The sequence below is a fragment of the Priestia sp. YIM B13551 genome, from assembly GCF_042787905.1.
Classification (GTDB): domain Bacteria; phylum Bacillota; class Bacilli; order Bacillales; family Bacillaceae_H; genus Priestia.
This window is the reverse complement of record NZ_JBHZOX010000005.1, coordinates 63,446-89,481: the sequence shown is the minus strand read 5'-3', so window position 1 is coordinate 89,481 and position 26,036 is coordinate 63,446. Positions and strand designations below refer to the sequence as shown.

The following is a 26,036-nucleotide window of genomic DNA, read 5'->3' as shown; positions in this document are numbered from 1 at the left end:
ATTTCTATTGTATACTTTTAAAAATATAACCGGTAAAACGAGATTAGAAATAGCTGCTCATGATGATATCAAAGTGGAGGTAAATAAAGAAGGTTTAGTAGGAAATAAATAATAAGCAAAAAAAGACGCTCTAAAAGAGCGTCTTTTTTATGCGAGCTGCTTTTGTTTAGTTTCTTTTCCTAGAAAAACAACCGAAATGACACCAATCAAAATAGCTGCACAAAAGATTGAGAACGTAACGGTTAAAGACGTACCTTGCGTTGACATATATCCAACTAACAGCGGCCCTAAAATTCCTCCAATTCGTCCAAAAGAAGCGGCCATTCCAGCTCCTGTGCCTCGGATAGATGTCGGATATTGCTCAGGTGTATACGCGTATAAAGCTCCCCAAGCGCCCAAATTGAAGAAAGACAGCAGCATACCTGCTGTTAGCAGCAGCCAAAGTGACTCCGCATTTCCAAAGATATATGCGCTGGCAGCAGTACCTAACAAATAAGTAACCAATACGAATTTTCGGCCCATGCGTTCAATAAACCAAGCAGCCGTATAGTAGCCAGGCAGTTGAGCTAATGTCATAATCAATACATATTCAAAGCTTTTAATTAAGCTAAACCCTTTAATGACCATGACGCTAGGTAACCATAAAAACATGCCATAATATGAAAATACAACGCAAAACCACAGAACCCACAGCATAATCGTAGATTGGCGATAAGGCTTAGACCACACGCTTTTTACATTGTCCGCAATCGACGTTTTCTTTTCCTTTGTTGCTTTTACAAACTGAGGAGAATCCGGCAGTTTAATGCGCAAATAAATGGCATAAAACGCTGGAATAGCGGTTAGGATAAGCGCTAGCTGCCACCCGTAAGCTGGGATTACAAAGTAAGAAATAAGCGCTGCCAATAGCCAGCCAAACGCCCAAAAACTTTCTAACAAGACGACCACTTTACCGCGTTTTTCCGGCGCCACGGTCTCAGAAACAAGTGTAGAAGCAACAGGAAGCTCTCCTCCTAAACCCATTCCAATTAAAAATCGAAATACTAAAAAAGCAGCAAGTGTAGTAGTAAGAGCTGAAAGGCCGCTTGCTACTGAAAAAAGAACAAGGGTAACAATAAAAACGGCTTTTCGCCCAATTCGATCAGCCAGCAATCCAAACACCAAAGCTCCAACGGCCATTCCGATAGAATTGACGCTGCCTATCCAACTCATTTCAGTAGGGGAAAGCCCCCATTCAGCGTGAAGAGCTGCAATGATAAAAGACAAAATGCCAACATCCATCGCATCGAAGAGCCATCCTAGTCCTGCGATGCCAAGAAGCTGACGTTCTGATAATTGTTTTGTTTTCATGTCTTCCTCCTAGAAGCAAAGAATTTTGCTTTAAGTTTACACCTGTCTTGACATAATGTCACGTCTATTTTAAAGAAAAAATTCAAACGGAAAAGCTCCATACCTAATGGTATAGAGCTAGCTTTATTCTCACATTTTATCGTAAAGCATTTTTCCAGGCCATGTATAAGCCATATGACCGCCGTCTAACGTAATGCAATCACCTGTTACATATGAGATATCATCGGATGCTAAAAATAATACCGCACCTGCTACTTCTTCCGGCTTGCCTAGACGGCCCATCGGATCAACCCATTCATAAGCTTTTCCAAATTTCTTTTCAATTTCCGCTGCGAACTCTTTTACTTTTTCTTCTTCAGTTACATCGATATAGTAGGCGTATGCTTCACCTTCAGCATCTTTAATTTCTTGTGCTACTTTTTTCACACCGTCTACATTAATATCGGCACAAATAACAACCGCGCCTTCTTTTGCAAAGCGTTCAGCGGTTGCTTTTCCTATGTCAGATCTTGACCCTTTAATAACAGCAATTTTTGATTCTAGACGTCCCAATTGTATCCCTCCGAAAAAATAAGTATATAAGTATGCATGTTCATGTACCCATCCATTATTTTGATAAAAAGTTGCTAGCTTATACATATGTGAATAAAAATAAAGAGACGCAGATAAGGCAAATCCATTGTATAATGAACAGCAGTATGTCAGAAAAAATGAGGTGTTTGCATGAAAGCAATCATAAAAAGTTTTATTAATGGACTCTTAACGATTGTCCCTATTATCCTTGTTATTTATATTTTGGTAAGAGTGTTTAATTTTTTAGATAGCATTTTAGGGAACGTATTGAAGCCCTATATGAAGCAGGATTACATACCTGGTATTGGAATCTTAGCGACTCTTGTTTTAATTACGTTATTAGGGTGGTTATCTACTCGTTTTTTTACGGGGAAAATTATTAACTTAATTGACCGGTTGTTAGAAAGAATACCGCTTGTTAAAACGCTATATACCGTCATTAAAGATACGTTTCAATCTTTTCTTGGAGAGAAAAAGTCCTTTTCAAAAGTAGTTTTAGTGACGATGCCCGGCACGTCAATGAAAGTCATAGGGTTTGTGACCTCTGAAGAAGTAGAAGAGGTGATTCACTCGTTAAAAGACCATTTCGCCGTCTATGTTCCACAAACTTTTCAAGTAGCTGGTTTTACTTTTTTGATTCCAAAAGAAGAAATTGAATGGTTAGATATTAAGCCGGAAGAAGCAATGAAGTTCGTGTTATCTGGGGGAGTATCTAGTTCAAAAGCAGAAAAATAACAGAAGGCTTGTTGAAGCCTTCTGTTATTTTTGTTGGAGTAAGGCTGTTAAAAGATTAAGCGGTTCTTCCAACGATTTAAGTTCCGTTAAATTTCCAACCATGCCTTTTACAATAGCAGCGGTAGGCTTATCTTTTTTTAGCTCCGTTTGTAAAATGTGAAAGCTGTCTGCGTACTCATCAGAAATATGATCGCTGGTGTCTAGCAGATGTTTAATTTCCTCAAGAGCTTGTTTTACCTGCTCATTTTTACTTAGAAAAGTCGTTCGTTCCTTTCCGTATATATCTTCACCAAAAGAAGCGGGAATAAGGGGACGAGGTTTTCTAGCTAATAAATCTTCTACTAACACATCAACTCGGTCCATTATGTACTGTGCTACTTCTTTAAAGGTAAGCTCGAATTGATTGAAGATAATAATTTCTAAAAAGGAATGATGAATACCTTCAATCATTTTCGTTAAATCCGAGATATAAGGAGTTACGTCTTCTCCATATACGCTAACGAGGCTTTTGCGATGAAAGTAAAACGTTTCTCGTTGCATTTTATGAACAAAGGTCTCCACTTCTTTGTTAAATGGAATAGATTTTTCACGAATTTGCATGATAATAAAATCTCTGTGCTCCGTAATAAATTCATAGAAATAGATGAGCTGATTCATATAGCGGCTGCGGGCATCGTTTACTTCCTCGTCGAGAGCATAAACAGAGCTAAAGAGCTTTTCATAGTAAAAGTTTAGAATTGATAATAGAAGTGCATCCTTAGATTTGAAGTGCAGGTAAAATGCACCTTTTGAAATGTTGCATTCATCTACAATTTCTTGCACAGAGGTAGCATTAAATCCTTTTTTGGCAAAAAGCTTAATCGAAGCTTCAATTATTCTCTTTTCTTTTTCTTTCATGTATTCTACCTCCTTTATTGAACAATTTAGCCATTCATTTCGTTAGATAATAGTATCATACACTAAAAAAGATAAAGGTATATATCAAAGTTAAAACCGGGAGTCAGTTCCTTTAAAAAACGATTTATCGTAAATATGTCTTTATTATGAACATGTTAGGAGAGAGCCTGCTTAGGGTTGACACTGACCGGTTAGTCATTTATATTTTAAGTTGTTGTGACCGATCAGTCAATTTTATTAGTATACATATATTTGAAGGAGGATATGCATTGGGGAAGTTTATTAAATTTTCATTGAAAAATAAATTTGCAGTATGGCTGTTAACACTCTTTGTCATTATTGCAGGGCTGTATTCAGGGTTTAATATGAAACTAGAGACCATTCCTGATATTTCAACGCCTGTTGTAACAGTCACTGCAACTTATCCGGGAGCCACTCCGGAACAAGTGGCAGATAAGGTGAGTAAGCCGATTGAACAAAAGCTTCAGGGACTGAGCGGCGTTGAGACAGTTAGCTCATCTTCTTATGAAAATATGGCTACTATTCAAGTTGAATATAGCTTTAGTAAAGATATGGAGAAGGCAGAAGACGAAGTTAGACGAGCTCTTTCAAACGTAGATCTGCCAGATGATGTAGAGGAACCAAATGTTTCAAGACAAAGCATTAGTGATTTTCCGATTATTTCATTAAGCGTTTCAGATGATAAAAAATCATTAGAAGAATTAACGAAGTATGTAAAAAATACCGTTGTTCCACAAGTTGAAAAAGTGCAAGGGATTTCTTCGGTCAGTGTGTCAGGAGAACAAGTTGAAGAAGCAGAACTTGTATTCAAACAAGACAAGCTCAAGCAGCTGGGACTCGATGAAGATACGGTGAAAAAGCTTATCCAAGCATCTGATGCAAAAGTGCCGGCTGGTACGTATACGATGGATGGATCTCAAAAATCTGTTGTGGTAGACGGAAAGATGACAGCAGAAAAAGATTTGGAAAACTTAGAGATTCCAGCTGTTCCTAGTCAAGGAGCTGCTCAAGATCAGCAACAAGGAATGAGCCAGCAGCAGACACAAGGAGCCGTGCAGCAGGCGCCGTCCGCAGCTTCTATTCCAACTGTGAAATTAAAAGAAATTGCGGATATTAAAGTGACGGGGAAAGCAGAATCTATTTCTCGCACGAACGGAAAACCTTCAATTGCTGTACAAGTTGTCAAAGCGAAGGATGCGAACACAGTAAATGTTGTAAATGATATTAAAGAAAAAATGAATAGCCTAGAAAAGAAAAATAAAGACCTTCACGTTGACAATATTTTTGATCAAGGTAAACCGATTGAAGATTCTGTTCATACGATGCTAAATAAAGCTATTATCGGTGCGGTCTTTGCGGTTATTATTATTCTTTTATTTTTACGTGATATTCGTTCAACGATTATTGCCGTTATTTCGATTCCGCTTTCGTTATTAATCGCCATTTTAGCGCTCAAATCAATGGATATCTCTTTAAATATTATGACGCTTGGAGCGATGACTGTAGCCATCGGAAGGGTTGTAGATGATTCCATTGTCGTTATTGAAAATATTTACCGCCGCATGGCTTATCAGGAAGAAAAGCTTAAAGGAAAAGATTTAATTGTCGCGGCGACGAAAGAGATGTTTGTTCCAATTTTCTCTTCTACAATCGTAACCGTGGCCGTATTCTTACCGTTAGGTCTAGTAGAAGGACCGGTAGGAGAGCTATTCTTACCGTTTGCGTTAACCGTTGTTTTTGCACTGTTAGCATCACTGCTAGTAGCGGTAACACTCGTGCCAATGCTTGCTCATTCGTTATTTAAAACAAATGTAAAAGTAAAAGAAGAAAAACCAAGCAAACTAGCGCACGGATATAAGCGAATTTTGAACTGGACGCTAAACCATAAGCTTATTTCCTTTGGGTTAGCCGTACTACTGTTAGTAGGAAGTTTATTCTTAGTTCCTTCTATTGGCGTGAGCTTCTTATCATCCGATCAAGAAAAAACGCTGACGCTTACGTATACACCGAAAGCCGGACAGTCTCAAAGCGACGTAGAAAAAGCAGCAAATCGCGCAGAAGCGTACTTGATGAAGCGAGATGGTGTCAAAACGGTTCAGTATTCGTTCGGTGAAGGTAACTCTTTTAATCCGGGAAGCAAAAATAACGTTTTAACATTTGTGCAATATGACGAGGATACACAAAACTTTGATAAAGAACAGGATAAAGTATTAAAAGCTCTTAATAAACAAGCGAATCAAGGTGAATGGGGCTCAATGAATACGGCGTCTAGCGGCAGCAATAATTCATTAAACGTCCTTATTTACGGAGATAGCTTAGATGAAATCAAACCTTATGCTGATAAAGTTCAGCATGTTTTAGAAAAGCATAAAGAACTGAAAAATGTCGATTCTACGCTTTCAGATACGTTTGATGAATATACGCTAGTACCGAATCAAAAGAAAGCCGCTGAACTGGGCTTGTCTGCTAGTCAAATCGGCATGCAAATTTCGAACCTTGGACAGCGTGAAGTATTAACGACTATCCAAAAAGACGGAAACGAAATTAACGTATACCTTCCAAAAGAAAAAGAGGATTTCTCTACTTTTGCCGAACTTTCAAGCACAAAAGTGACCTCTCAAACTGGACAGGAAGTTACATTAAATGAAGTTGTCGATATTAAAAAGGGTAAAACATCGAATACGGTAACTCGCCGTGATAATAAAATTTATGCAGAGGTAAGTGCCGATATTAAGAGTGACGATGTAGGCGGCGTTTCTTCTAACGTCCAAAAAGAAGTGAAGAAAATTGATTTGCCAAGTGATATGGATATTAACTTTGGCGGAGCATCAGAGCAAATTAATGACTCATTTAGTCAATTAGGAATTGCTATGCTCGCAGCCATCGGTATCGTGTACTTCGTACTAGTACTGACATTTGGTGGAGGGCTAGCACCATTTGCTATCTTATTCTCACTTCCATTTACACTCATCGGTGCACTAGTGGCGCTTTTAATCTCTGGAGAAACGATCAGCATTTCTTCGATGATTGGAGCTCTTATGCTGATTGGAATTGTGGTAACAAATGCAATTGTGCTGATTGACCGCGTGATTCATAAAGAGCAAGAGGGTCTGTCGACGCGTGAAGCGTTACTAGAAGCTGGAATGACACGTCTTCGCCCGATCTTAATGACAGCTATTGCAACGATTGGTGCACTGCTTCCATTAGCTTTTGGATTTGAAGGTGGAGGCCTTATTTCAAAAGGGCTAGGGGTTACGGTAATCGGAGGACTAACAAGTTCTACGCTGCTTACGCTCATTATCGTTCCAATTGTCTATGAGTTTTTTATGAAGTTTAAGCGCAAAAAAGTAAAAAAATAGAAGCAAAACAAATTTCCGCTTTTGAGGTGAATAGCGATGAAGTCAATTGATAAACTAATGAAACAGCTGATTCAACAAGGAATTAAAGCAAAGAAAGTAACGATTGATAAATCAAAGCGCCAGCAGTGGATGTCCATGTCATTGCCTAAAACGGCATGGCAGCATTCAAAATAAAAAAAGAGCTGACTTAGAGTCAGCTCTTTTTTTATTAACGATCTGTATCTTCAAATGATCCTTCTTGATAGGCGTCGCTTACTTGCTCATGTGTTTCTGCTAGACCTTGTGAGAGTGCATCTTGTCGGTTATAATCTTCTGTTTCGAACTGACGGTCAGCCATTTCATTTGTATCAGGCTGCTTTTTAGGCTGTTTTTTTGAATTCATTTTCACCACTCCTATTTAATAAAGTGAGACCACGGTTAGTGTGCGATGAAAGGAAATACATTATACATGCAAAAAGAGCTTCGATTGGTCGAAGCTCTTTCTTTCATATTATTATTGTTTTTTATCTAAGAAGATTTTTTCAATATCATCAAGTACGATATTAGCTGCTAACACACCGCCTGCTGTATTCCAAGTAGCATCATCTACTTTATGAACATGGTCTTCTTGAGCTACTTTTAACTTTTTGAAAAGCGGATCGTTTATCCATTCTTTTTCAAGCTTTGTTGCTTCGCCGTCTCCCGTTTCATAAGAGAAGTAGAATAGCTGATCGCCGTCCATTGCCGGAATGCGTTCTTTTGTTGCATTCATTTCAGCAAAATCATTTTTGTCTTGAGATTCAGGGCGAGCAAAGCCAAGCTGATCTAAAATAACGCCTGAGAACGAATCTTTATGATAGATACGAACGTCTCCAGCTGTAAAGCGTACAACTGAGATTTTTTGTTTTAACTGATTACCAAGACGTTTCTTTAAATCAGCTACGCGATTGTCATAGTCCGCTAATACTTCTTTACCTTTTTCTTCTTTATTTACAGCTTTTGCATATAGCTTAAAGTTTGATTTCCAGTCTCCGCGCAGTTCTTCAGAGAAGACAGTCGGAGCAATTTGACTCAGCTGATCGTATACTTTTTCTTGGCGCATTTTATTTCCGATAATCAAGTCAGGTTTTAAAGCTGCGATTGCTTCTAAGCTTGGCTCGCTTTCTGTACCTACACTTTTAACGCCTTTCATCTGACCTTTAATATGGTCATACCACGGATTTCCTAACCATGATTGAACAGCACCCACAGGCTTTACACCCATTGCAAGAAGAGCTTCAGTACCTTCGTTTGTTAAAACGACCACTCGTTTAGGTGTTCCTTTAATCTCTGTTTTATCCATTGCGTGTTTTACTGTATAAGTTTCGCCAGAACCTTCCGTTTTTTCTTTTTTATCGCCGTCAGCGCTGTTTGAATTACCGCAGGCTGCCAGCACAAGCAGTGTCATAATGGTAAGAATGGATAACAAATATGACAACTTGCCTTTAGAATATGTATTCACATCTCTTCCCCCTCTTAAGTGATAATGATTTTCATTAACAATTAAGATAATATTCTAACTTTTAAGCGGTGTCAATTAAAAATTGAAAATGATTCTCAAAATCATTGACACTTTTTTCAATGTTTCCTAAACTAAAGGTTAGATATATATAGGAATCATCTTAGAGGAGAGCAATGAAAATGATGCTACGCAGTGTTCAAATGAAAGTAATAGGGCTCATCATTGGAATCATGCTGCTTTTAATCTGTATTGGATTAAGTATCGTACTCGGATACACAGATACAAGTATCAAGACAGCATTTGAAGCTTTTCAAGCGTTTAACGGTTCGAATGAGCACATAGTTATTCAAAATATTCGATTGCCGCGCGCTATAATCGGTGCTGTGGTAGGTATTTGTTTAGGAATTGCAGGAGCAATGATGCAGGCGTTAACGAAAAACCCACTTGCTTCACCGGATATTATTGGTGTGAACGCTGGGGCCAGCTTTTTTATTGTTGTTGCAGTGATGATTTTTTCGGTCAATTCACTTCAAGCTTTTACATGGATTGCATTCGTAGGAGCGGCATTAACCGTAGTGGTTGTCTATTTTCTTGGGTCCATCGGAAAAGAAGGATTAACGCCTATTAAATTGACGCTCGCAGGAGCGGCTATTGCAGCCTTTTTCTCTTCTTTAACACAAGGACTGCTGGCTGTGGATGAATCTTCGCTTGATCAAGTTCTCTTTTGGCTGGCTGGATCTGTGCAAGGACGCAAGGTGGAAATGCTGTATGGCATACTGCCTTATATAGTACCAGCAATCATTGTCACGTTTTTTATCGCTTCAAAAATTAATATTTTAACGATTGGTGAAGATGTAGCTAAAGGATTAGGTCAAAGAACGGTTCTTGTCAAAATTATAAGCGGCATCATTATTGCCATTTTAGCTGGTGGAGCCGTTGCAGTAGCCGGTCCGATCAGCTTTGTCGGAATTATTGTTCCTCATGTTGTAAGAGCAATTGTAGGACAAGATTATCGTTGGGTATTTCCCTATAGTGCGGTTGCCGGCGGGATCTTAATTTTATTAGCCGATGTTGCGGCCAGGTATGTCATTATGCCTCAAGAAATCCCTGTTGGAGTCATGACTGCTATTATTGGTACACCTTTCTTTATCTATATGGCAAGGAAAGGGGCAAAGGCGTCATGAAAACATACTTATCTCTTCGCTTAAAGAGAATTTCATTTTTGGTTAACATAAAAGCAGCTCTGATCATTATTGGATTTTCAGCTGCACTTGTTGCTCTCTTTTTATTGAGTGCAGGTACGGGTGACTTATTTATTAATCCACTTCGTGTGATTAAAATTTTAGCGGGTCATGGATTGGAGTTTGAACGATTAGTTGTTACATCTTTCAGACTTCCACGCATTATTGTTGCCATTTGTGCCGGTATTTGCCTAGCTATTGCAGGCGCTATCTTGCAGGGGCTTGTGAGAAATCCGCTTGCTTCACCAGACTTAATTGGATTAACAGGAGGAGCGTCAGTCGGTGTAGTGTTATTTTTGACACTATTTAGTGATAAAAGCAACTCGTTAACCGTAAGTATTAATTGGATGCCTGTTAGCGCATTTTTAGGTGCAGTGGCAGTGGCGCTTTTACTTTATGTGTTTGCCTGGAAAAATGGCGTCTCTCCTATTACACTAGTATTAATAGGAATTGGATTAACAGCGTTAACGAAAGCTATGACCACGCTGTTTATGATTATGGGTCCTATCTATCGCGCCAGTCAGGCAAATATTTGGATCACAGGAACGGTGTATGGCTCAAATTGGGCCAGTGTTTCCATACTAGTTCCTGTTACAATAGGGCTGGTTATAATCACGATTTTAATGATTCGAAATTTAAATGTTCAAGAATTAGGTGAAGAAATTGCGACTAACGTTGGAAGTCGCGTTCAAAAAAATCGTTTGGCACTATTGCTGATGAGTACAGCTTTAACAGGAAGCGCCGTTGCATTTGCCGGCGGAATTAGCTTTGTAGGATTGCTTGCTCCACATATTGCCCGAAAGCTGGTAGGTTCTTCATTCGGAGCTTTAATACCGCTATCGGCACTAATCGGAGCGATTTTAATCACAGCAGCAGATTTAATTGGCCGAACATTTTTCTTGCCAATCGAAGTGCCAGCAGGTGTATTTACAGCTGCAATTGGCGCACCGTACTTCATTTATTTACTATACAAACAAAGAAACGTATAGCATTCTTTGTAGAAGGAGCGATTCGCATGCATTCGTTAGAAACAAAATCGCTAACATTATCATATGGAGAAGCGATGATTATAGATGAGCTTGACGTTACCATCCCAAAGGGTGAGATTACGGTTTTTATCGGCAGTAATGGATGCGGAAAATCTACGCTGCTGCGTTCACTAGCAAGATTATTAAAGCCACATGCCGGCTCTATTTTACTAGAAGGCTCTAAAATTTCCTCTCTTCCGACAAAGGAAATTGCAAAGCAGCTAGCAATCCTTCCGCAAGGTCCTGTTGCACCTGAAGGGTTGACAGTGCTTCAGCTTGTTAAACAAGGGCGCTATCCGTATCAAAATTGGTTCCGTCAGTGGTCTCAAGAAGATGAAGAAAAAGTACAAAATGCACTCGAAGCAACAGGGTTAGCAGACTTGGCTGATCGTCAAGTTGATTCGCTTTCTGGAGGACAGCGTCAGCGCGCATGGATTGCTATGACATTAGCACAAGATACGGATATTATTTTACTTGATGAACCGACAACGTATTTAGATATGACGCATCAAATTGAGATCTTGGACTTGTTGTTTGAACTGAATGAAAAAGAAAATCGTACCATCGTAATGGTGCTGCATGATTTAAACTTAGCCTGCCGCTATGCTCATCATATTGTGGCGCTTCAAGATAAAAAAATCTATGCACAGGGAAGACCAGAAGAAGTTATTAACTGCGATTTAGTACAGCGAGTCTTTAATATGAACTGTGAAGTGACGGTGGATCCGTTATTTGGAACGCCTCTTTGTATTCCTCATGGGCGCGGACGATGTATTGTGAATAAGCTGCGCGTTGAAACGCAGCATGCTCAATAAGAAAGAGCAAAGCGAGTTAGCAGAAAAATTCCGCTGTACGTTTAAAGATAACTCGCTGTATAGGTTGTCTCCCTCCAGCTGCATGGACGAAATCACGCTGAGGATGCAGCTGCTGTGGATTCAACAGACGATGGAGGCTGATAACTTGAGAGCAGCTGCTTCCATGTTAGCGAAGCGGTATAGCTTTGTTGTGGTGGCGGCTTTGTATTCATTTATTGTGTTTCAAAAAAAGATAAACGCATCGACTAAAAATGTTTCGTTGCATACAGAAGACGCTGAAACGATGTGGCTCCCAAAAGTGTTTATCTCAGAAATTGAGACGAAAGAAGTAACAGAGGACAATCGGAAAATTCTTCTTGATGAACTTCTTGATGAATTGTTTGCTCATCACATTGAGCCGATATGGTCATCGCTGCGTAAAGTGACAAAAATCTCGAAGCTGACTCTGTGGGAAAACGTAGCTGTTTATATCCACTGGCTTTATGATTTGCTTTTGGCAAATGAAGAAATAGAAAATGTGCAAGTACAAAAGAATTTACGATACGTGTTGGAAGAAGCTGAGGGTCATCACTTTGGTTCATACCCTCATAATCCGTTTGCTAGGTACAGTTCACTTCCTCCATATGTAGAGAAGCAAAAGCAGGAGATAAGAGGTCGGCAAACGTGCTGTTTGTCTTACCAAACAGGAGATAAAAAGACTTATTGTCGAACGTGTCCGGTTATTTGTAAACCAAAGAAAGGAGTGATTGTGCATGAGTAAAACCTTTCAAGAGCAATTCGACGGTTTGATTGAAAAGTATACGGAACTAATGGTTGGTCAAAGTGACGAACAGCTGCAGGAAAAAGTGAAAATGTGGGCACTTTACAACCATATCTCAAAATCCATGCCGCCTTTAACAAAGCATTGGAATCAATTATATCCAGAAGCAAAAGCGGAAATGGTCGAGATTGTGAAGGAAATAAAAGAGCTGAATGAAGCGCATCGAGCGTCACAGCGAAAACCAGAATAAAAACATTCATCACAAAGCTGATGGATGTTTTTTTATCAAAAAGCTCTCGGTCGCTTTTTGATTTTGTATGCATATGTTAATAAAGGGTGCCTATCTATCTAGTTTAAAAAATGGTAAAATTAATGATAATTAAATAAATTTTGTGAGGCGTATGACAAGTGAAGGCGGGGGGTTGCTTTGGAACAAACGATAAGAAACTTTTTTTTATTGTTATCAAAAAGCAAAAAGTTAACAAAGCTGGCTAAGCGCTATGGCTTACGTTTTGGAGCAGCACGTTTTGTTGCAGGGGAAACCATCGATGAAGCTGTTAGTGTGATAAAAAAGCTAAATGAACAGGGATTAAAAGTAACGATTGATTATCTTGGCGAGTTTGTGGAAAGTGAAGCTGAAGTTGATCATGCTGCAGCTCAATGCATAAAGGCCATTCACCTTATACACAAAGAAAGATTAGATTCAGAAATTTCTTTAAAATTAACGTCTATGGGACTGGATATTTCAGAGGATTTGGCACTTCATCATATGCGGCGTATTCTTGAAGAAGCGGAAAAATATAGCGTATTTGTGACGATTGATATGGAGGACTATAAGCGATGCAGCAAGACGATTAAGCTATTTAAACAATTAAAAAATGAGTATGAACACGTAGGGACGGTGCTTCAAGCATACTTATATCGAACAGAAAGTGACGTCCGTGAATTAGATGCTTATGCTCCTAAATTAAGGTTAGTGAAAGGGGCGTACAAAGAAGCAGCAGACGTGGCGTTTCCTGATAAAGAAGACGTAGATGAAAACTTCAAAAACATAATTGGACTCCACTTATTAAACGGTCACTACACAGCAGTTGCTACTCACGATGAACGAATCATTCAGTATGCAAAAGAGTTTGTTAAAAAGCATGGAATTTCAATGAATCAGTTTGAATTTCAGATGCTATACGGCATTCGATCAGAAAGGCAAGTTCAGCTCGTAGCAGAACAATATAAAATGAGAGTGTACGTTCCTTATGGAACGGACTGGTATGGGTACTTTATGAGGCGCCTTGCAGAAAGACCTGCAAATGTCGCATTTGTCTTAAAAGGAATTGTAAAAAAATAATAATGAAATGGTCGTGATGACAAAGTAAGAAATAATCAAAAATCGAACATGATTCGATTACTCATGTTCGATTTTGAGGTTAATGTCCTTGAGTGTTATGCTTTGTGTACTGTTGGTTTTGAGATGTCTTTTTGCCGCGTCCGTGCGGTTCATTGACCGGTCCAGCATTTCCTTTAACGCTTGCTGCGCTTACGCCTGCTGACGATGGATCCTTCTTTAATTTGCTCACAAAATCACCTCCTGTGTATTAAGATAACCAAACACATTAAAAATAGTTAGAGATAATATTGTGAATATATTGCGAAAATTTAAAAAATGTTTTATAGTAAAAACAGAGATTAACAGTGACTCTCTTTTTTTACGCATAAAATGAATGACCATTCATTCAATATATTAAAGGGGATGTGGGGATAATTATGAACATAAAAAAAGCCGCCGTTTTAGGTTCAGGAGTTATGGGCTCTGGAATTGCAGCTCATTTAGCAAATGTAGGAATTCCAACGCTTTTGCTAGACGTGGTTCCAACTTCATTAACAGCAGACGAGGAAAAAAAGCAGCTAACGCTTGAAGATAGGCAAGTGAGAAATCGGTTGAGTACAACTGCTCTAGCTAAATTAACGAAGCAAAAACCGGCGCCTTTAACGTCGAAGTCATCACTATCGTTAATTACTCCAGGAAATCTTGAAGATCATTTACAGCAGTTAAGCGACTGTGATTGGATTATTGAAGTAGTAGTGGAACGTCTTGATATTAAACAGCAGTTGTTTGAAAGAATTGACAGTGTACGAAAAAAAGGAAGTATTGTAAGTTCAAATACTTCAGGAATATCGATCCACGAAATGGCTAAAGGACGCTCAGAAGATTTTAAAGCGCATTTTTTAGGAACGCACTTTTTTAATCCACCGCGTTATTTAAAGTTATTAGAAATCATTCCAACTCATGACACAAAATCAGAAATTGTTGAATATGTGAAAACGTTTGGTGAAGATGTATTAGGTAAAGGAGTAGTTATTGCAAAAGATACGCCTAACTTTATCGCCAACCGTATCGGTACGTACGGTTTACTTGTGACCGTTCAAGAAATGTTAAAAGGTAATTACAGCGTGGGAGAAGTTGACTCTGTGACGGGCCCCTTAATTGGAAGACCAAAAAGCGCAACGTTTCGAACGTTAGACGTAGTGGGACTAGACACATTTATTCATGTGGCCAACAATGTATTTGACAAAGTAGAAGGCAAAGAAAAAGAAGTGTTCGATGTCCCTTTATTTATGAAACAAATGCAGGAAAATGGCTGGCTGGGAAGCAAGTCGGGGCAAGGCTTCTTTTTGAAGAAAGGAAAGGAAATTTTGGAACTTGATCCTAGTACACTTCAATACGTCGAGAGAAAGAAGTTAAAAACAGCTTCTACCGAATTAAGCAAGCAGGCAAAAGGGCTGCAAAATAAAATGAAAGCGCTTATATATTCGGGTGATCGTGCCGGCCAGCTTCTTTGGAATGTGATCAGTCCCGTTCTTGTATATGCAGCACAGTTAAAAAATGAAATCGCCGACGATATCGTGGCCATTGATCAAGCTATGAAGTGGGGATTTGGTTGGAAAATGGGTCCTTTTGAGACGTGGGATGCAATTGGTTTAGAAAAGTCAATTGAGAAGATGGAGCAGTCTGGCTTAGCAGTTCCGCAATGGGTAAAACAAATGCAGGAAAATGGATTTACAAGCTTCTATAAAGAAATGGAAGGTCAAACGCTTTACTACGAAGATGATGAGTATAAAGCAGTAAAAGAAAATAAAAAGGTGATTCACCTGTCATCTTTACGTTCTCAAAATAATGTCATTTTAGAAAACAGCGGAGCGAGTTTAATTGATTTAGGAGATGATGTGGCGTGCCTGCAGTTCACCTCTCCTAACAATGCAATCGGGCTAGACATTATTAGCTTATTAAATCAGTCTCTTGAAGAAGTGAATAAGAACTATAAAGGGCTGGTCATAGGAAATCAAGGGAAAAATTTCTGCGTTGGCGCTAACTTAGCTATGATTTTAATGGAAGCACAAGATGACAATTATTTTGAAATTGAATTTGTTATTAAACAATTTCAACAGGCAATGATGAAGGTGAAATATAATGAAAAACCGGTTGTTGCAGCTCCATTTGCGATGACTCTCGGAGGCGGAGCAGAAATTTGCTTACCGTCAGCTAAAATCCAAGCTTCTGCTGAAACTTACATGGGCCTTGTAGAAGTAGGAGTCGGACTCATTCCTGGTGGAGGAGGTAATAAGGAGCTTTATATCAAACAGCTAAATGGTTTACCTAACGGTGTAACGCTCGATCTCCAGCAAATTGCCAACAAAACATTTGAAACAATTGCTACTGCAAAAGTATCTACTTCTGCTGCAGAAGCTAGACAGCTAAACTTTTTAAACCGCCATGATGGCATCAGCGTAAACGGAGATCACTTGCTGAATGATGCGAAGAACTCAGTCCTTGCTTTACATGACACGGGCTATAAACCACCTGTAAGAACTAAGATTCCTGTGGTTGGAGAAACAGGATATGCAACGTTGCTGCTAGGAGCCCAATCCATGAAGTATTCAGGATATATATCAGAACATGATTATAAAATTGCTAGTAAGTTAGCATTTGTGTTAGCCGGAGGACGTGTAGCGTTTGGTTCGGAAGTTGATGAAGAGTATTTACTGGACTTAGAGAGAGAAGCATTTTTAAGCCTTGTTGGAGAAGCGAAGTCTCAAGAACGTATGCAGCACATGTTAGTTAAAGGAAAACCACTGCGTAATTAAGGGGGAGAAAAAATGAGAGAAGCAGTTATTGTAGCAGGTGCTAGGACACCGGTTGGAAAAGCAAAAAAAGGTTCACTGGCAAGTGTTAGACCTGATGATTTGGGGGCCATTGCGGTTAAAGAAACTCTTCGCCGAGCAGGAGGATACGAAGGACCAATTGATGATTTAATTATTGGTTGTGCGATGCCTGAAGCAGAACAAGGTTTGAATATGGCTCGAAATATTGGCGCTCTTGCGGGTTTGCCTTATACGGTGCCAGCAATAACGATTAATCGTTATTGTTCATCAGGTTTGCAAAGTATTGCCTATGGTGCAGAACGAATTATGCTAGGGCAAGCCAAAGCAGTGTTAGCTGGAGGAGCAGAATCAATGAGTTTTGTTCCGATGTTTGGAAACGTAGCGCGTCCGAATGTTCAGCTGGTTGAAAATGCGCCGGAGTATTATATGGGCATGGGACATACAGCAGAACAAGTGGCCATGAAATACGGCATTTCACGTGAAGACCAGGACGCGTTTGCTGTACGCAGCCATCAAAAAGCAGCAAAAGCACTTCAAGAAGGGAAGTTTAACGACGAAATTGTTCCGGTGGAAGTGACGCTTCGAAAAGTGGATGAAAACAATAAGCTCCGTGAACAAAAGCTGATGTTCTCTCAAGATGAAGGAGTTCGTCCTGGCACAACTGCGGATGTATTAGGGAAACTTCGTCCAGCTTTTTCGGTTAAAGGATCCGTAACAGCTGGAAACTCTTCGCAGACAAGTGACGGAGCTGCATCCGTTTTTCTAATGGATAAAGAACAAGCTGAAGCAGAAGGGTTAAAGCCTTTGCTTAAGTTTCGCTCATTTGCAGTTGGAGGAGTTCCGCCTGAAGTAATGGGGATTGGCCCGGTAGCTGCCATCCCTAAAGCTCTTAAACTAGCAGGGCTGGAGCTTTCTGATATCGGATTGTTTGAATTAAATGAAGCATTTGCTTCTCAAGCACTTGGCGTTATTCGTGAATTAAATATTAATGAAGATAAAGTAAATGTAAACGGAGGCGCTATTGCCTTAGGTCATCCATTAGGCTGTACCGGAGCTAAGCTGACTCTTAGCTTAATGCACGAAATGAAGCGTCGAAATGAGCAGTTTGGAATTGTCACGATGTGTATTGGCGGAGGAATGGGAGCTGCTGGTGTATTTGAATTGTTAGCATAATCATTTCAAAGGGGGATATGAACATGTCAAATAAAACAAAACAAATGATTAAAGGTGGAAGCTTTTTAATTGAAGAAGGCGATGCAAGCCGCGTCTACACGCCGGAGGATTATACATCTGAACAAAAGATGATTGCCAAAACGACAGATGAATTTGTAGAAAATGAAGTCCTTCCACAAGTGGAATATTTAGAAAAGCATGAGTTTGACCGTTCTGTCAAGTTATTAAAACAAGCTGGTGAATTAGGGTTACTTGGTGCAGATGTACCGGAAGAATACGGTGGACTCGGTTTGGATAAAATTACCTCCGCTTTAATTGCTGAAAAAATGTCTCGAGCAGGCGGGTTTTCCATCACTCATGGTGCTCACGTAGGAATTGGGTCATTGCCAATCGTCTTATTTGGAACAGAAGAGCAAAAACAAGCATATTTACCTGCTTTAGCAGTTGGGGAAAAAATAGCCGCATATGCGTTAACAGAACCTGGTTCTGGTTCCGATGCCCTCGGTGCTCGCACAACAGCTCGCCTTAACGCCGAAGGCACACACTATGTGTTAAATGGAGAAAAGCAGTGGATTACGAATGCCGGATTTGCTGATGTGTTCGTGGTGTATGCGAAAATCGACGGCGATAAATTTTCTGCTTTTATCGTTGAACGCCAATTCCCAGGCGTTTCGGTTGGACCGGAAGAAAAGAAGATGGGAATCAAGAGTTCATCAACAAGAACGTTGATTCTTGAAGATGCGCTTGTTCCAAAAGAAAACGTGTTAGGTGAAATTGGAAAAGGCCATGTGATTGCGTTTAACATTTTAAATATTGGGCGCTATAAGCTTGGAGTTGGAGCAGTTGGAGCAGGTAAACGTGCGTTAGAAATTACGTCTCAATATGTTAACCAGCGTCAGCAGTTTAAAACGCCCATTGCTAAATTTTCATTAACCCAAGAAAAGTTAGCAACAATGGCTTCTAAATTGTACGCAACTGAAAGCTCCGTCTATCGTACGGTAGGACTTTTTGAAGACCATATGGGCCAGCTTTCAGAAGAACAGCAAAAAGACGGAAAACAAATTGCCGCTTCCATTGCTGAATATGCCATTGAATGCTCATTAAACAAAGTGTTTGCCACGGAATCTCTTGACTACATCGTAGATGAAGGGGTGCAGCTTCACGGAGGCTATGGTTTTATGAGCGAGTATGAAATTGAGCGCCTGTATCGTGATTCTCGCATTAACCGTATTTTTGAAGGAACAAATGAAATTAATCGACTCTTAGTACCAGGCACATATTTACGCAAAGCGCTAAAAGGAGAGCTTCCGCTGCTTCAAAAAGCACAAACGCTTCAAGAAGAATTGATGATGCTTATGCCGCAGGAAGTAGGAAATGAGCCGTTAGATCAAGAAAAAATGCTTGTGCAAAATGGGAAGAAAATTGCGCTCTTGCTTTTAGGTCTAGCTGCACAGAAGTATGGTAAAGAATTAGAGAAAGAACAAGAAATTCTCGTTAATATTTCCGATATGATTAGTAACGTATATGCAATGGAATCCACTGTTTTACGTACTGAAAAAGCCATTTCCAAAACAGGTGCAGATCAAAACAGCTTGAAAGTAAAATATACGCAAGTATTTTGCCAAGAAGCATTTAATCGAATTGAAGCAGATGCAAAAGAAACGTTAATTGGCGTTGAACAAGGTGATACGCTTAGAGTCATGCTTTCATCTCTTCGCAAGTTAACGCGCTATACACCAATCAATGTGATTAGCGTAAAGCGCGAGATTGCAAAAACGCTTTTAGAAGTAGAGAAGTTTACAGTTTAAGGTAAAAGGAGCTCGCTTCGCGAGCTTCTTTTTGTTTAAGAAGCCTCTATCTAGGTAAATGATAAAGGATGTGTTAAAATACGAAAAAAGCTTAAAATAAAGGGTGGTTGACGAAATGTCATTATTTTTTTATTCATATCCAAAGTGTGGTACGTGCCGAAAAGCAAAGAAGTGGCTGGATGATAACGGAGTAGCGTATGAAGAAATTCATATTGTAGAAAACCCGCCAACAAAAGAGCAGCTGCAATCTTATTATCAGAACAGCGGCTTAGAATTAAAAAAATTCTTTAATACAAGCGGTAAAAAGTATCGCGAATTAGGGCTTAAAGATAAAGTAAGCAGTGCGAGTGAAGACGAACTTCTGTCTATTCTTGCGTCAGATGGCATGTTAATTAAACGTCCGCTGCTAACAGATGGACAAAAAGTAACGCTTGGCTTCAAAGAAGAGCAGTTTGAGGACGTGTGGAAGTAAGTTTTCAAATAGAAAATTTTTACCTTTTACGTTACACTGTTAATAGGAAGTTATTTTAGGTTGTAGAAAGTGTTCTCCACGTTGAAGGCGCTTTTTATATAAACAAATTACGATACATATTTTGGAGGGATTAAGATGAGTACACCAAAAGATTTGCGTTATTCTGAAGAGCATGAATGGGTAAAAACAGAAGGAGACGTTGTCCGCGTAGGTATTACGCATTTCGCTCAAGCTGAGCTTGGCGACATCGTATTCGTTGAACTGCCAGAAGTAGGAGCAACAGTAGAAGCTGACGAGCCGTTTGGCAGCGTTGAATCAGTAAAAACAGTTTCTGAGCTTTATGCACCAATTAGCGGTGAAGTTGTAGCAGTCAACGACAACTTAAGCGATAGCCCTGAGCTTGTTAATGAATCTCCATACGAAGAAGCATGGATGATTACAATCAAACCATCTGATGCTTCTCAAGTAGACAAGCTAATGACAGCAGAGCAATACGAAGAAATGACAAACGAAGGATAATATTCCTCCATAAATTGTCTTTATGAAAAGTTTTTGACTGGACACTCTATTAGTAAACAAGCTAAAGGAGTGTCTTTTTATGTTTGAAAAACAAAAAATGGACGTTACAGATCGCGTTACAGCTAAATTTCATGACGGCGGTATGAAATTATATGTTGATAAGCAGCCAATTGGTGAAGTTAGTTACGGAACAAGCGGCAATGAATACCGCTTTGAAGAAGGGTATTCGCAAGAAAATAATAAGTTCTACCAATATACGGATGTACAAAAGCAAGTTGAAACGCAAAAATATACAGACTGCGACGAAGAAGCAGGATGGTGCTAAACAGTGGCAACTGCCGCTGTTTTTCTTGTTTTATGGAAACAATATGGCCTAAGCTGCCTTTTAAAACAGTTCTTTCTTGCAAATTTCTTTTAAAAAACAGGTGAACTGTGATACATTAACGAATATTGTATAGCATAAAGAAATGATGTTACTATACAACTGACGATTATGGGTGATGAAAATGGGGCTAATTGAAATTGAAAAAGTAATTATTGTCGAAGGAAAATCAGATAAAAAACGTATCCAAGATATCATTCGAGAACCAATTGAAATTATCTGTACAAACGGTACGATTAGTTTATCAAAGCTGGATGAAATTATTGACTTTACGTTTAACAAAGAGGTATACATACTCGTTGACTCTGATGATTCAGGGAATAAGCTAAGAAAACAATTTAAACGAGAGCTTCCGGAAGCAGAGCATCTATATATTGATAAAATGTACCGAGAGGTTGCTGCCGCCCCTAGACATCACATAGCAACAGTATTACTGAGTGCCAATATCGATGTTAATGCAGAATTTTTAACATAAAAGGAATGAGCAACATGCAAGAATGGAGCGAAAAACAGCTTGACGATCAGTTAAAAGAAGGACAAAGAGCGTTTATCTTTTTCCATACACCTTTTTGCGGGACATGTCAGCTGGCAAAAAAAATGTTAACCGTAGCAGAAGCGATGCTGCCTGGTGTGACCATCGGAATGAGCAATTTAAATTATATGCCTTCAAAAGCAGAAGTATTTTCAATTGAAAGTGTACCTTGTTTGATTGAAGTGAAAAATGGCGAAATGGTAAAAAAACTCTATGCGTTTCATTCTATCGAGCACGTACTTGAAGAGCTTCGATAATCAAACGTTTGTTTAAAATGAAGAAATTGAAAGAGAGCAAACCGTTGGGGCTGTTGAAATCTTGGGATATTATCCCAAGAACAAAATCTGTTGACAGCCTATCTGACACATGCTAAAATCACACTCATGAATGTTCATAAATGAATGAATATTTCCCAAAAACAAAATAATTGTTGCGAACTCTTATCAAGAGAGGTGGAGGGACTGAGCCCTGTGAAACCCGGCAACCGTCAGACTAACTGAAATGGTGCCAATTCCTGCAAAGCTATGCGCTTTGAAAGATGAGAGAAAGGATTAAATATCGAGCCTTTCTGTCATGCGCAGAGAGGCTTTTTTAATGAGGAAAATTGTTTTACGGCTTTTTCATCCTATAGGGCAACCTAACATAATTAAGTTTTTACTAAAGAAGGTGAAGAAATATGATTACATTAACAGACGTTACAAAAATTTATCAGGCTAAAAGCGGTCAAGTAACAGCTGTTGATAATGTGAATCTAACCGTTAACCAAGGTGAAATTTACGGAATTATTGGTTATAGCGGAGCGGGGAAAAGTTCTTTAATTCGCTTGCTAAACGGGTTAGAAACACCAACGACAGGAACGGTCGAAGTAGCAGGTAATGATATTGGAAAAATTAAAGGCGGAAAACTCAGAAAAGCTAGACAAGAAATTAGTATGGTGTTTCAGCACTTTAATATCTTGTGGTCGCGTACGGTGCGAGAAAATATTGCCTTTCCGTTAGAAATAGCAGGGATCTCAAAAGAAAAAAGAATGAAACGAGTAGACGAGCTTATCAAGCTAGTCGGGCTTGAAGGGCGTGAAAATGCTTATCCATCACAGCTTAGCGGTGGACAAAAGCAGCGTGTTGGTATTGCTCGAGCGTTAGCCAATAACCCAAAAGTATTGCTGTGTGATGAAGCAACATCAGCGCTTGATCCTCAAACGACAGATTCCATTTTAGATCTGTTAGTAGATATTAATGAGAAGCTAGGGTTAACCATTGTATTGATTACTCATGAAATGCACGTTATTCGTAAAATTTGTCATCGGGTAGCCGTTATGGAAAATGGGGCAGTAGTAGAAGAAGGACAAGTGCTAGAAGTATTCAGAAAACCTAAGCAGCCGATTACAAAACGATTCGTTCAACAGATTTCTGAACCAGAAGAAACGTTTGAAACAATTGAACAAGTACAGGAGTTATATCCAAGCGGGCAAATTATTCAGCTGACGTTTGTTGGCGGAAAAGCAGAGCAACCGCTCATTACAACGATTTTAAAACAGTTTGATGTAACGATTAATATTTTGCAAGGAAAGATTTCTCATACACAAACAGGTTCATACGGAACGTTGTTCGTTCATTTAGACGGAGAATTAACAGAAGTTGAAAAAGTCATTGCATACATTCATGAGCAGCAGGTAGAAGTGGAGGTAATGACAAATGCTTGAGAAACTATTTCCAAACGTTATTTTAGATGATTTTATTCAAGCGACAAATGAAACACTATATATGACGGCTATTTCAGTTATAGCCACGTTTGTTCTAGGTATTTTATTAGGCTTGCTTTTATTTTTAACGTCCAAAGGACAGCTTTGGCAAAACAAACCTTTATATGCCATTGTGTCAGCAGTTGTAAATATCTTTCGTTCCATTCCATTCATTATTTTAATTGTTTTACTGATTCCATTTACCAAAGCATTGGTAGGAAGTATTTTAGGCGCTAATGCAGCGTTACCTGCTTTAATTGTTGGAGCAGCACCATTTTACGCGCGTCTTGTAGAAATTGGTCTGCGTGAAATTGATAAAGGTGTTATTGAAGCTGCTAAATCAATGGGAGCAACAACAAGCACTATTATCTTTAAAGTGCTGTTACCTGAATCGCTGCCAGCTTTAATTTCTGGTTTGACGGTAACGACGATTGCGTTAGTCGGCTATACGGCAATGGCGGGTGTGATTGGAGCTGGAGGTCTCGGGAATCTTGCATATTTAGAAGGATTCCAGCGCAGTCATAATGATGTAACGCTAGCTGCTACGATCTTAATTTTGATTATTGTATTTATTATCCAACTTATTGGAGATGCGATTACTGCAAAAATTGATAAAAGATAAAGGGAGGATTATTTATTATGAAAAAATGGCTTTCGGCTTTAGCACTAACATCTGCGCTAGTAGTAGGATTAGCTGCATGTGGATCTAACAATGGATCAAAAGATGAAAAGAAAATTGTTGTGGGTGCATCTAATACGCCTCATGCTGAAATTTTAGAACAAGCAAAACCGATTTTAGAAAAACAAGGAATCGACTTGGAAATTAAAAAATTCCAAGATTACATCTTACCGAACACAGCTCTTGCAAACAATGAAATTGATGCAAACTACTTCCAGCACGTTCCTTATATGAATTCAGTGCTAAAAGATCACAAGGGTGAAAAAGGGTATGATTTTGTAAGTGCCGGTGCCATTCACATTGAACCAATCGGTATCTACTCTAAAAAATACAAAAGCTTAAAAGATCTTCCGAAAAACGGCACAGTTATTATGCGTGATGCAGTAGCAGAGCAAGGACGTATTTTATCGATTTTTGAAAAAGCCGGCGTAATCAAATTAAAACCAGGCGTAAAGAAAACAGATGCACAAATTAAAGATATCGTAGAAAACCCGAAGAATTTAAAATTTAAAGCCGATGTTGAAGGCGGATTGTTACCTCAAATGTACAAAAATAATGAAGGTGACGCTGTTGTTATCAATGCTAACTATGCTATCGATGCTGGCTTAGATCCAGTAAAAGATCCAATCGCAGTGGAAAGTAAAGAAAATAACCCTTATGCAAACATCATTACGGTTCACAAAGGCGACGAAAATAAAGATACAGTGAAAGCTTTAGTGAAAGTTCTTCACTCTAAAGAAATTCAAGACTACATTAAAGAAAAATACAAAGGCGGAGTACTGCCGGTAAATAAATAATAGAAGAAAAGCGCTTGCCCACTCTGGGCAAGTGCTTTTTTTGTATGCGGGAAAACGAATAACTCTTATTTTTCTCACGCATACTAACCGTGAAGACTTTACTGATGATGGGAGCTGACGTTATGCAGCAAGAAGCACGTCATTCAACTGAGCAAGCACTTCATGATTATAAAATGGGTGTTGGGAAATTTAGCGAAAAATTGCCGGAAGTAACAAAAACGTTTAATGCGTTTACTGAAGCATGTTTTGGAGAAGGTTCTCTTTCTAAAAAAGAAAAGCAGTTAATCGCGTTAGGAATCAGCGTAGTAGCTCAAGACGAGTACTGTATGATTTATCATACAAAAGGCTGCATTGATCAAGGTGCAACTGAGCAAGAAATTTTAGAAGCATGCGGAGTGTCAGCAGCATTTGGCGGAGGCGCAGCGATGAGTCAGTCCGTTACGCTTGTCCAAGAGTGTATTTCAGAACTGACTAGCCACACGCACTAAGTAAATAAAGTGGATAAAAAAGCTTGTCTTAGAAGGCTCTATGGAGTCTTTTAAGGCAACTTTTTTATGAGTGGATTTAGTCTTGAAAAACGTACATAATGGTTTAAAACCTTTTGGGTCAAAAGGTTGCTATAAGTTTTCATTTGTTATAAGATTGTAATGAGAATAAAATGAGAATAATTAAAAAGATATAGGTATATCGTTTTTTACTATATACGTCTATAACTGGAGGTTTTAATATGGCAGGGTCAACTTTAACAATTAAAGATCTTCATGTTGCAATTGAAGGTAAAGAAATTTTAAAAGGTGTTAATTTAGAAGTTAAGGGCGGCGAAATCCATGCAATCATGGGACCAAACGGTACTGGTAAATCAACATTATCTTCAGCAATCATGGGACATCCTAAATACGAGGTTACACAAGGAAGCATCACGCTAGACGGCGAAGATGTACTTGAGATGGAAGTAGATGAGCGCGCTCGTGCAGGTCTATTCCTAGCTATGCAATATCCAAGTGAAATCAGCGGGGTAACAAATGCAGACTTCTTACGTTCAGCAATTAATGCTCGTCGTGAAGAAGGCGAAGAAATTTCACTAATGAAATTCATCCGTCAATTAGACAAAAACATGGATTTCTTAGAAATGGATCAAGACATGGCTCAGCGTTACCTAAACGAAGGTTTCTCTGGCGGTGAGAAGAAACGTAATGAAATTCTTCAATTAATGATGCTTCAACCAGGAATTGCAATTTTAGATGAAATCGACTCTGGTTTAGATATCGATGCGTTAAAAGTTGTATCAAAAGGTATTAATGAACTGCGCGGCAGCGAGTTTGGTTGCTTAATGATTACTCACTACCAACGTTTACTAAACTACATTACACCAGATAAAGTTCACGTTATGATGCAAGGTCGCGTTGTAAAATCAGGCGGACCAGAATTAGCACAGCGTCTAGAGGCAGAAGGTTATGACTGGATCAAACAAGAATTAGGTATTGAAGACGAAACTGTAGAGCAAGAAGCTTAAGAG

At 39.1% G+C, this 26,036-nt stretch carries 28 protein-coding genes and 1 riboswitch; of the genes, 22 read left to right on the top strand and 6 right to left on the bottom strand.

The window, feature by feature from the left end; all coding sequences use genetic code 11:
- Positions 1-147: 147 nt before the first annotated feature.
- Together ACFX4N_RS22140 and ACFX4N_RS22135 are read right to left on the bottom strand one after the other, a co-directional pair.
- Positions 148-1,350, bottom strand: a complete 1,203-nt coding sequence (locus ACFX4N_RS22140) for an MFS transporter (RefSeq protein WP_192100767.1) — start codon at positions 1,348-1,350, stop codon at positions 148-150.
- A 129-nt stretch (positions 1,351-1,479) separates the two neighbouring features.
- Entirely contained in the window at positions 1,480-1,902 is a 423-nt protein-coding gene (locus ACFX4N_RS22135) for an SDR family oxidoreductase (protein ID WP_063670671.1), read from the bottom strand.
- A gap of 171 nt (positions 1,903-2,073) precedes the next feature.
- On the opposite strand from ACFX4N_RS22135, the gene ACFX4N_RS22130 reads away from it, so the two are divergent.
- Positions 2,074-2,658, top strand: coding sequence for a DUF502 domain-containing protein (locus tag ACFX4N_RS22130; protein ID WP_013059671.1), 585 nt, complete (start codon positions 2,074-2,076; stop codon positions 2,656-2,658).
- A gap of 24 nt (positions 2,659-2,682) precedes the next feature.
- On the opposite strand, the gene ACFX4N_RS22125 is transcribed toward ACFX4N_RS22130, so the two are convergent.
- On the bottom strand, positions 2,683-3,555 hold the full coding sequence (locus ACFX4N_RS22125) for a TetR/AcrR family transcriptional regulator (RefSeq protein WP_029319268.1): 873 nt from the start codon (positions 3,553-3,555) through the stop codon (positions 2,683-2,685).
- A gap of 269 nt (positions 3,556-3,824) precedes the next feature.
- Here ACFX4N_RS22125 and ACFX4N_RS22120 point away from each other — a divergent pair, with 269 nt between their 5' ends.
- Positions 3,825-6,935: an efflux RND transporter permease subunit gene (locus ACFX4N_RS22120; protein ID WP_013059669.1), complete on the top strand. Its 3,111-nt coding sequence runs from the start codon at positions 3,825-3,827 to the stop codon at positions 6,933-6,935.
- Between the two features lie 36 nt (positions 6,936-6,971).
- Positions 6,972-7,109, top strand: coding sequence for a hypothetical protein (locus ACFX4N_RS22115; protein ID WP_014457868.1), 138 nt, complete (start codon positions 6,972-6,974; stop codon positions 7,107-7,109).
- A gap of 34 nt (positions 7,110-7,143) precedes the next feature.
- Here the strand turns inward: ACFX4N_RS22115 and ACFX4N_RS22110 are convergent, their stop codons facing one another.
- Positions 7,144-7,317 carry a YozQ family protein gene (locus tag ACFX4N_RS22110; RefSeq protein WP_013085357.1) on the bottom strand — a complete coding sequence of 58 codons (174 nt, stop codon included), beginning with the start codon at positions 7,315-7,317 and terminating at the stop codon, positions 7,144-7,146.
- A 111-nt stretch (positions 7,318-7,428) separates the two neighbouring features.
- Entirely contained in the window at positions 7,429-8,415 is a 987-nt protein-coding gene (locus tag ACFX4N_RS22105; protein WP_081252119.1) for an ABC transporter substrate-binding protein, read from the bottom strand.
- A 179-nt stretch (positions 8,416-8,594) separates the two neighbouring features.
- Between ACFX4N_RS22105 and ACFX4N_RS22100 the strand changes: the two genes are divergently transcribed.
- From ACFX4N_RS22100 to ACFX4N_RS22075, 6 genes are all read left to right on the top strand, one after another.
- Positions 8,595-9,599, top strand: coding sequence for a FecCD family ABC transporter permease (locus tag ACFX4N_RS22100; RefSeq protein ID WP_107918139.1), 1,005 nt, complete (start codon positions 8,595-8,597; stop codon positions 9,597-9,599).
- A complete protein-coding gene (locus tag ACFX4N_RS22095; protein ID WP_013059665.1) occupies positions 9,596-10,645 on the top strand; it encodes a FecCD family ABC transporter permease in 1,050 nt (349 codons plus the stop codon). The genes ACFX4N_RS22100 and ACFX4N_RS22095 overlap by 4 nt, the downstream gene beginning before the upstream one ends.
- A 26-nt stretch (positions 10,646-10,671) precedes the next feature.
- Positions 10,672-11,499, top strand: coding sequence for an ABC transporter ATP-binding protein (locus ACFX4N_RS22090; protein ID WP_013059664.1), 828 nt, complete (start codon positions 10,672-10,674; stop codon positions 11,497-11,499).
- An 82-nt stretch (positions 11,500-11,581) separates the two neighbouring features.
- A complete protein-coding gene (locus ACFX4N_RS22085) occupies positions 11,582-12,259 on the top strand; it encodes an IucA/IucC family C-terminal-domain containing protein (protein WP_377262453.1) in 678 nt (225 codons plus the stop codon).
- The gene (locus ACFX4N_RS22080) at positions 12,252-12,509 is read left to right on the top strand and encodes a YusU family protein (RefSeq protein ID WP_013059662.1); all 258 of its coding nucleotides are present in this window, start codon (positions 12,252-12,254) and stop codon (positions 12,507-12,509) included. Before ACFX4N_RS22085 ends, ACFX4N_RS22080 begins: the two co-directional genes overlap by 8 nt.
- A gap of 177 nt (positions 12,510-12,686) precedes the next feature.
- Entirely contained in the window at positions 12,687-13,604 is a 918-nt protein-coding gene (locus tag ACFX4N_RS22075; protein WP_013059661.1) for a proline dehydrogenase family protein, read from the top strand.
- A 79-nt stretch (positions 13,605-13,683) separates the two neighbouring features.
- Here ACFX4N_RS22075 and ACFX4N_RS22070 read toward each other — a convergent pair whose 3' ends face one another.
- Entirely contained in the window at positions 13,684-13,833 is a 150-nt protein-coding gene (locus tag ACFX4N_RS22070; protein ID WP_013059660.1) for a YuzL family protein, read from the bottom strand.
- A gap of 184 nt (positions 13,834-14,017) precedes the next feature.
- On the opposite strand from ACFX4N_RS22070, the gene ACFX4N_RS22065 reads away from it, so the two are divergent.
- From ACFX4N_RS22065 to sufC, 13 genes are all read left to right on the top strand, one after another.
- Positions 14,018-16,399, top strand: a complete 2,382-nt coding sequence (locus tag ACFX4N_RS22065; RefSeq protein ID WP_170960121.1) for a 3-hydroxyacyl-CoA dehydrogenase/enoyl-CoA hydratase family protein — start codon at positions 14,018-14,020, stop codon at positions 16,397-16,399.
- A gap of 12 nt (positions 16,400-16,411) precedes the next feature.
- Positions 16,412-17,590 carry an acetyl-CoA C-acetyltransferase gene (locus ACFX4N_RS22060; RefSeq protein WP_013059658.1) on the top strand — a complete coding sequence of 393 codons (1,179 nt, stop codon included), beginning with the start codon at positions 16,412-16,414 and terminating at the stop codon, positions 17,588-17,590.
- Positions 17,591-17,613: 23 nt separating this feature from the next.
- Entirely contained in the window at positions 17,614-19,398 is a 1,785-nt protein-coding gene (locus ACFX4N_RS22055; RefSeq protein WP_029319253.1) for an acyl-CoA dehydrogenase family protein, read from the top strand.
- A 115-nt stretch (positions 19,399-19,513) separates the two neighbouring features.
- Entirely contained in the window at positions 19,514-19,870 is a 357-nt protein-coding gene (locus ACFX4N_RS22050) for an arsenate reductase family protein (protein ID WP_013059656.1), read from the top strand.
- 135 nt (positions 19,871-20,005) lie between these two features.
- The gene (gene gcvH / locus ACFX4N_RS22045; RefSeq protein ID WP_013059655.1) at positions 20,006-20,389 is read left to right on the top strand and encodes a glycine cleavage system protein GcvH; all 384 of its coding nucleotides are present in this window, start codon (positions 20,006-20,008) and stop codon (positions 20,387-20,389) included.
- A 79-nt stretch (positions 20,390-20,468) separates the two neighbouring features.
- Positions 20,469-20,714: a YusG family protein gene (locus ACFX4N_RS22040; RefSeq protein ID WP_057275321.1), complete on the top strand. Its 246-nt coding sequence runs from the start codon at positions 20,469-20,471 to the stop codon at positions 20,712-20,714.
- Positions 20,715-20,895: 181 nt separating this feature from the next.
- Positions 20,896-21,246: a toprim domain-containing protein gene (locus ACFX4N_RS22035; protein ID WP_013059653.1), complete on the top strand. Its 351-nt coding sequence runs from the start codon at positions 20,896-20,898 to the stop codon at positions 21,244-21,246.
- Between the two features lie 14 nt (positions 21,247-21,260).
- Positions 21,261-21,560: a thioredoxin family protein gene (locus tag ACFX4N_RS22030; RefSeq protein ID WP_013059652.1), complete on the top strand. Its 300-nt coding sequence runs from the start codon at positions 21,261-21,263 to the stop codon at positions 21,558-21,560.
- 180 nt (positions 21,561-21,740) lie between these two features.
- A riboswitch (SAM riboswitch) is annotated at positions 21,741-21,848 on the top strand.
- Between the two features lie 131 nt (positions 21,849-21,979).
- The gene (locus ACFX4N_RS22025; protein ID WP_013059651.1) at positions 21,980-23,005 is read left to right on the top strand and encodes a methionine ABC transporter ATP-binding protein; all 1,026 of its coding nucleotides are present in this window, start codon (positions 21,980-21,982) and stop codon (positions 23,003-23,005) included.
- Positions 22,998-23,666: a methionine ABC transporter permease gene (locus ACFX4N_RS22020; RefSeq protein WP_013085342.1), complete on the top strand. Its 669-nt coding sequence runs from the start codon at positions 22,998-23,000 to the stop codon at positions 23,664-23,666. Before ACFX4N_RS22025 ends, ACFX4N_RS22020 begins: the two co-directional genes overlap by 8 nt.
- A 17-nt stretch (positions 23,667-23,683) precedes the next feature.
- Complete coding sequence (locus ACFX4N_RS22015) at positions 23,684-24,520, top strand: MetQ/NlpA family ABC transporter substrate-binding protein (RefSeq protein WP_014457885.1); 837 nt, start codon at positions 23,684-23,686, stop codon at positions 24,518-24,520.
- A 122-nt stretch (positions 24,521-24,642) separates the two neighbouring features.
- Positions 24,643-25,008, top strand: a complete 366-nt coding sequence (locus ACFX4N_RS22010; protein ID WP_013059648.1) for a carboxymuconolactone decarboxylase family protein — start codon at positions 24,643-24,645, stop codon at positions 25,006-25,008.
- Between the two features lie 239 nt (positions 25,009-25,247).
- Positions 25,248-26,033 carry a Fe-S cluster assembly ATPase SufC gene (gene sufC, locus ACFX4N_RS22005; RefSeq protein ID WP_013059647.1) on the top strand — a complete coding sequence of 262 codons (786 nt, stop codon included), beginning with the start codon at positions 25,248-25,250 and terminating at the stop codon, positions 26,031-26,033.
- The last annotated feature ends 3 nt before the right edge of the window (positions 26,034-26,036 follow it).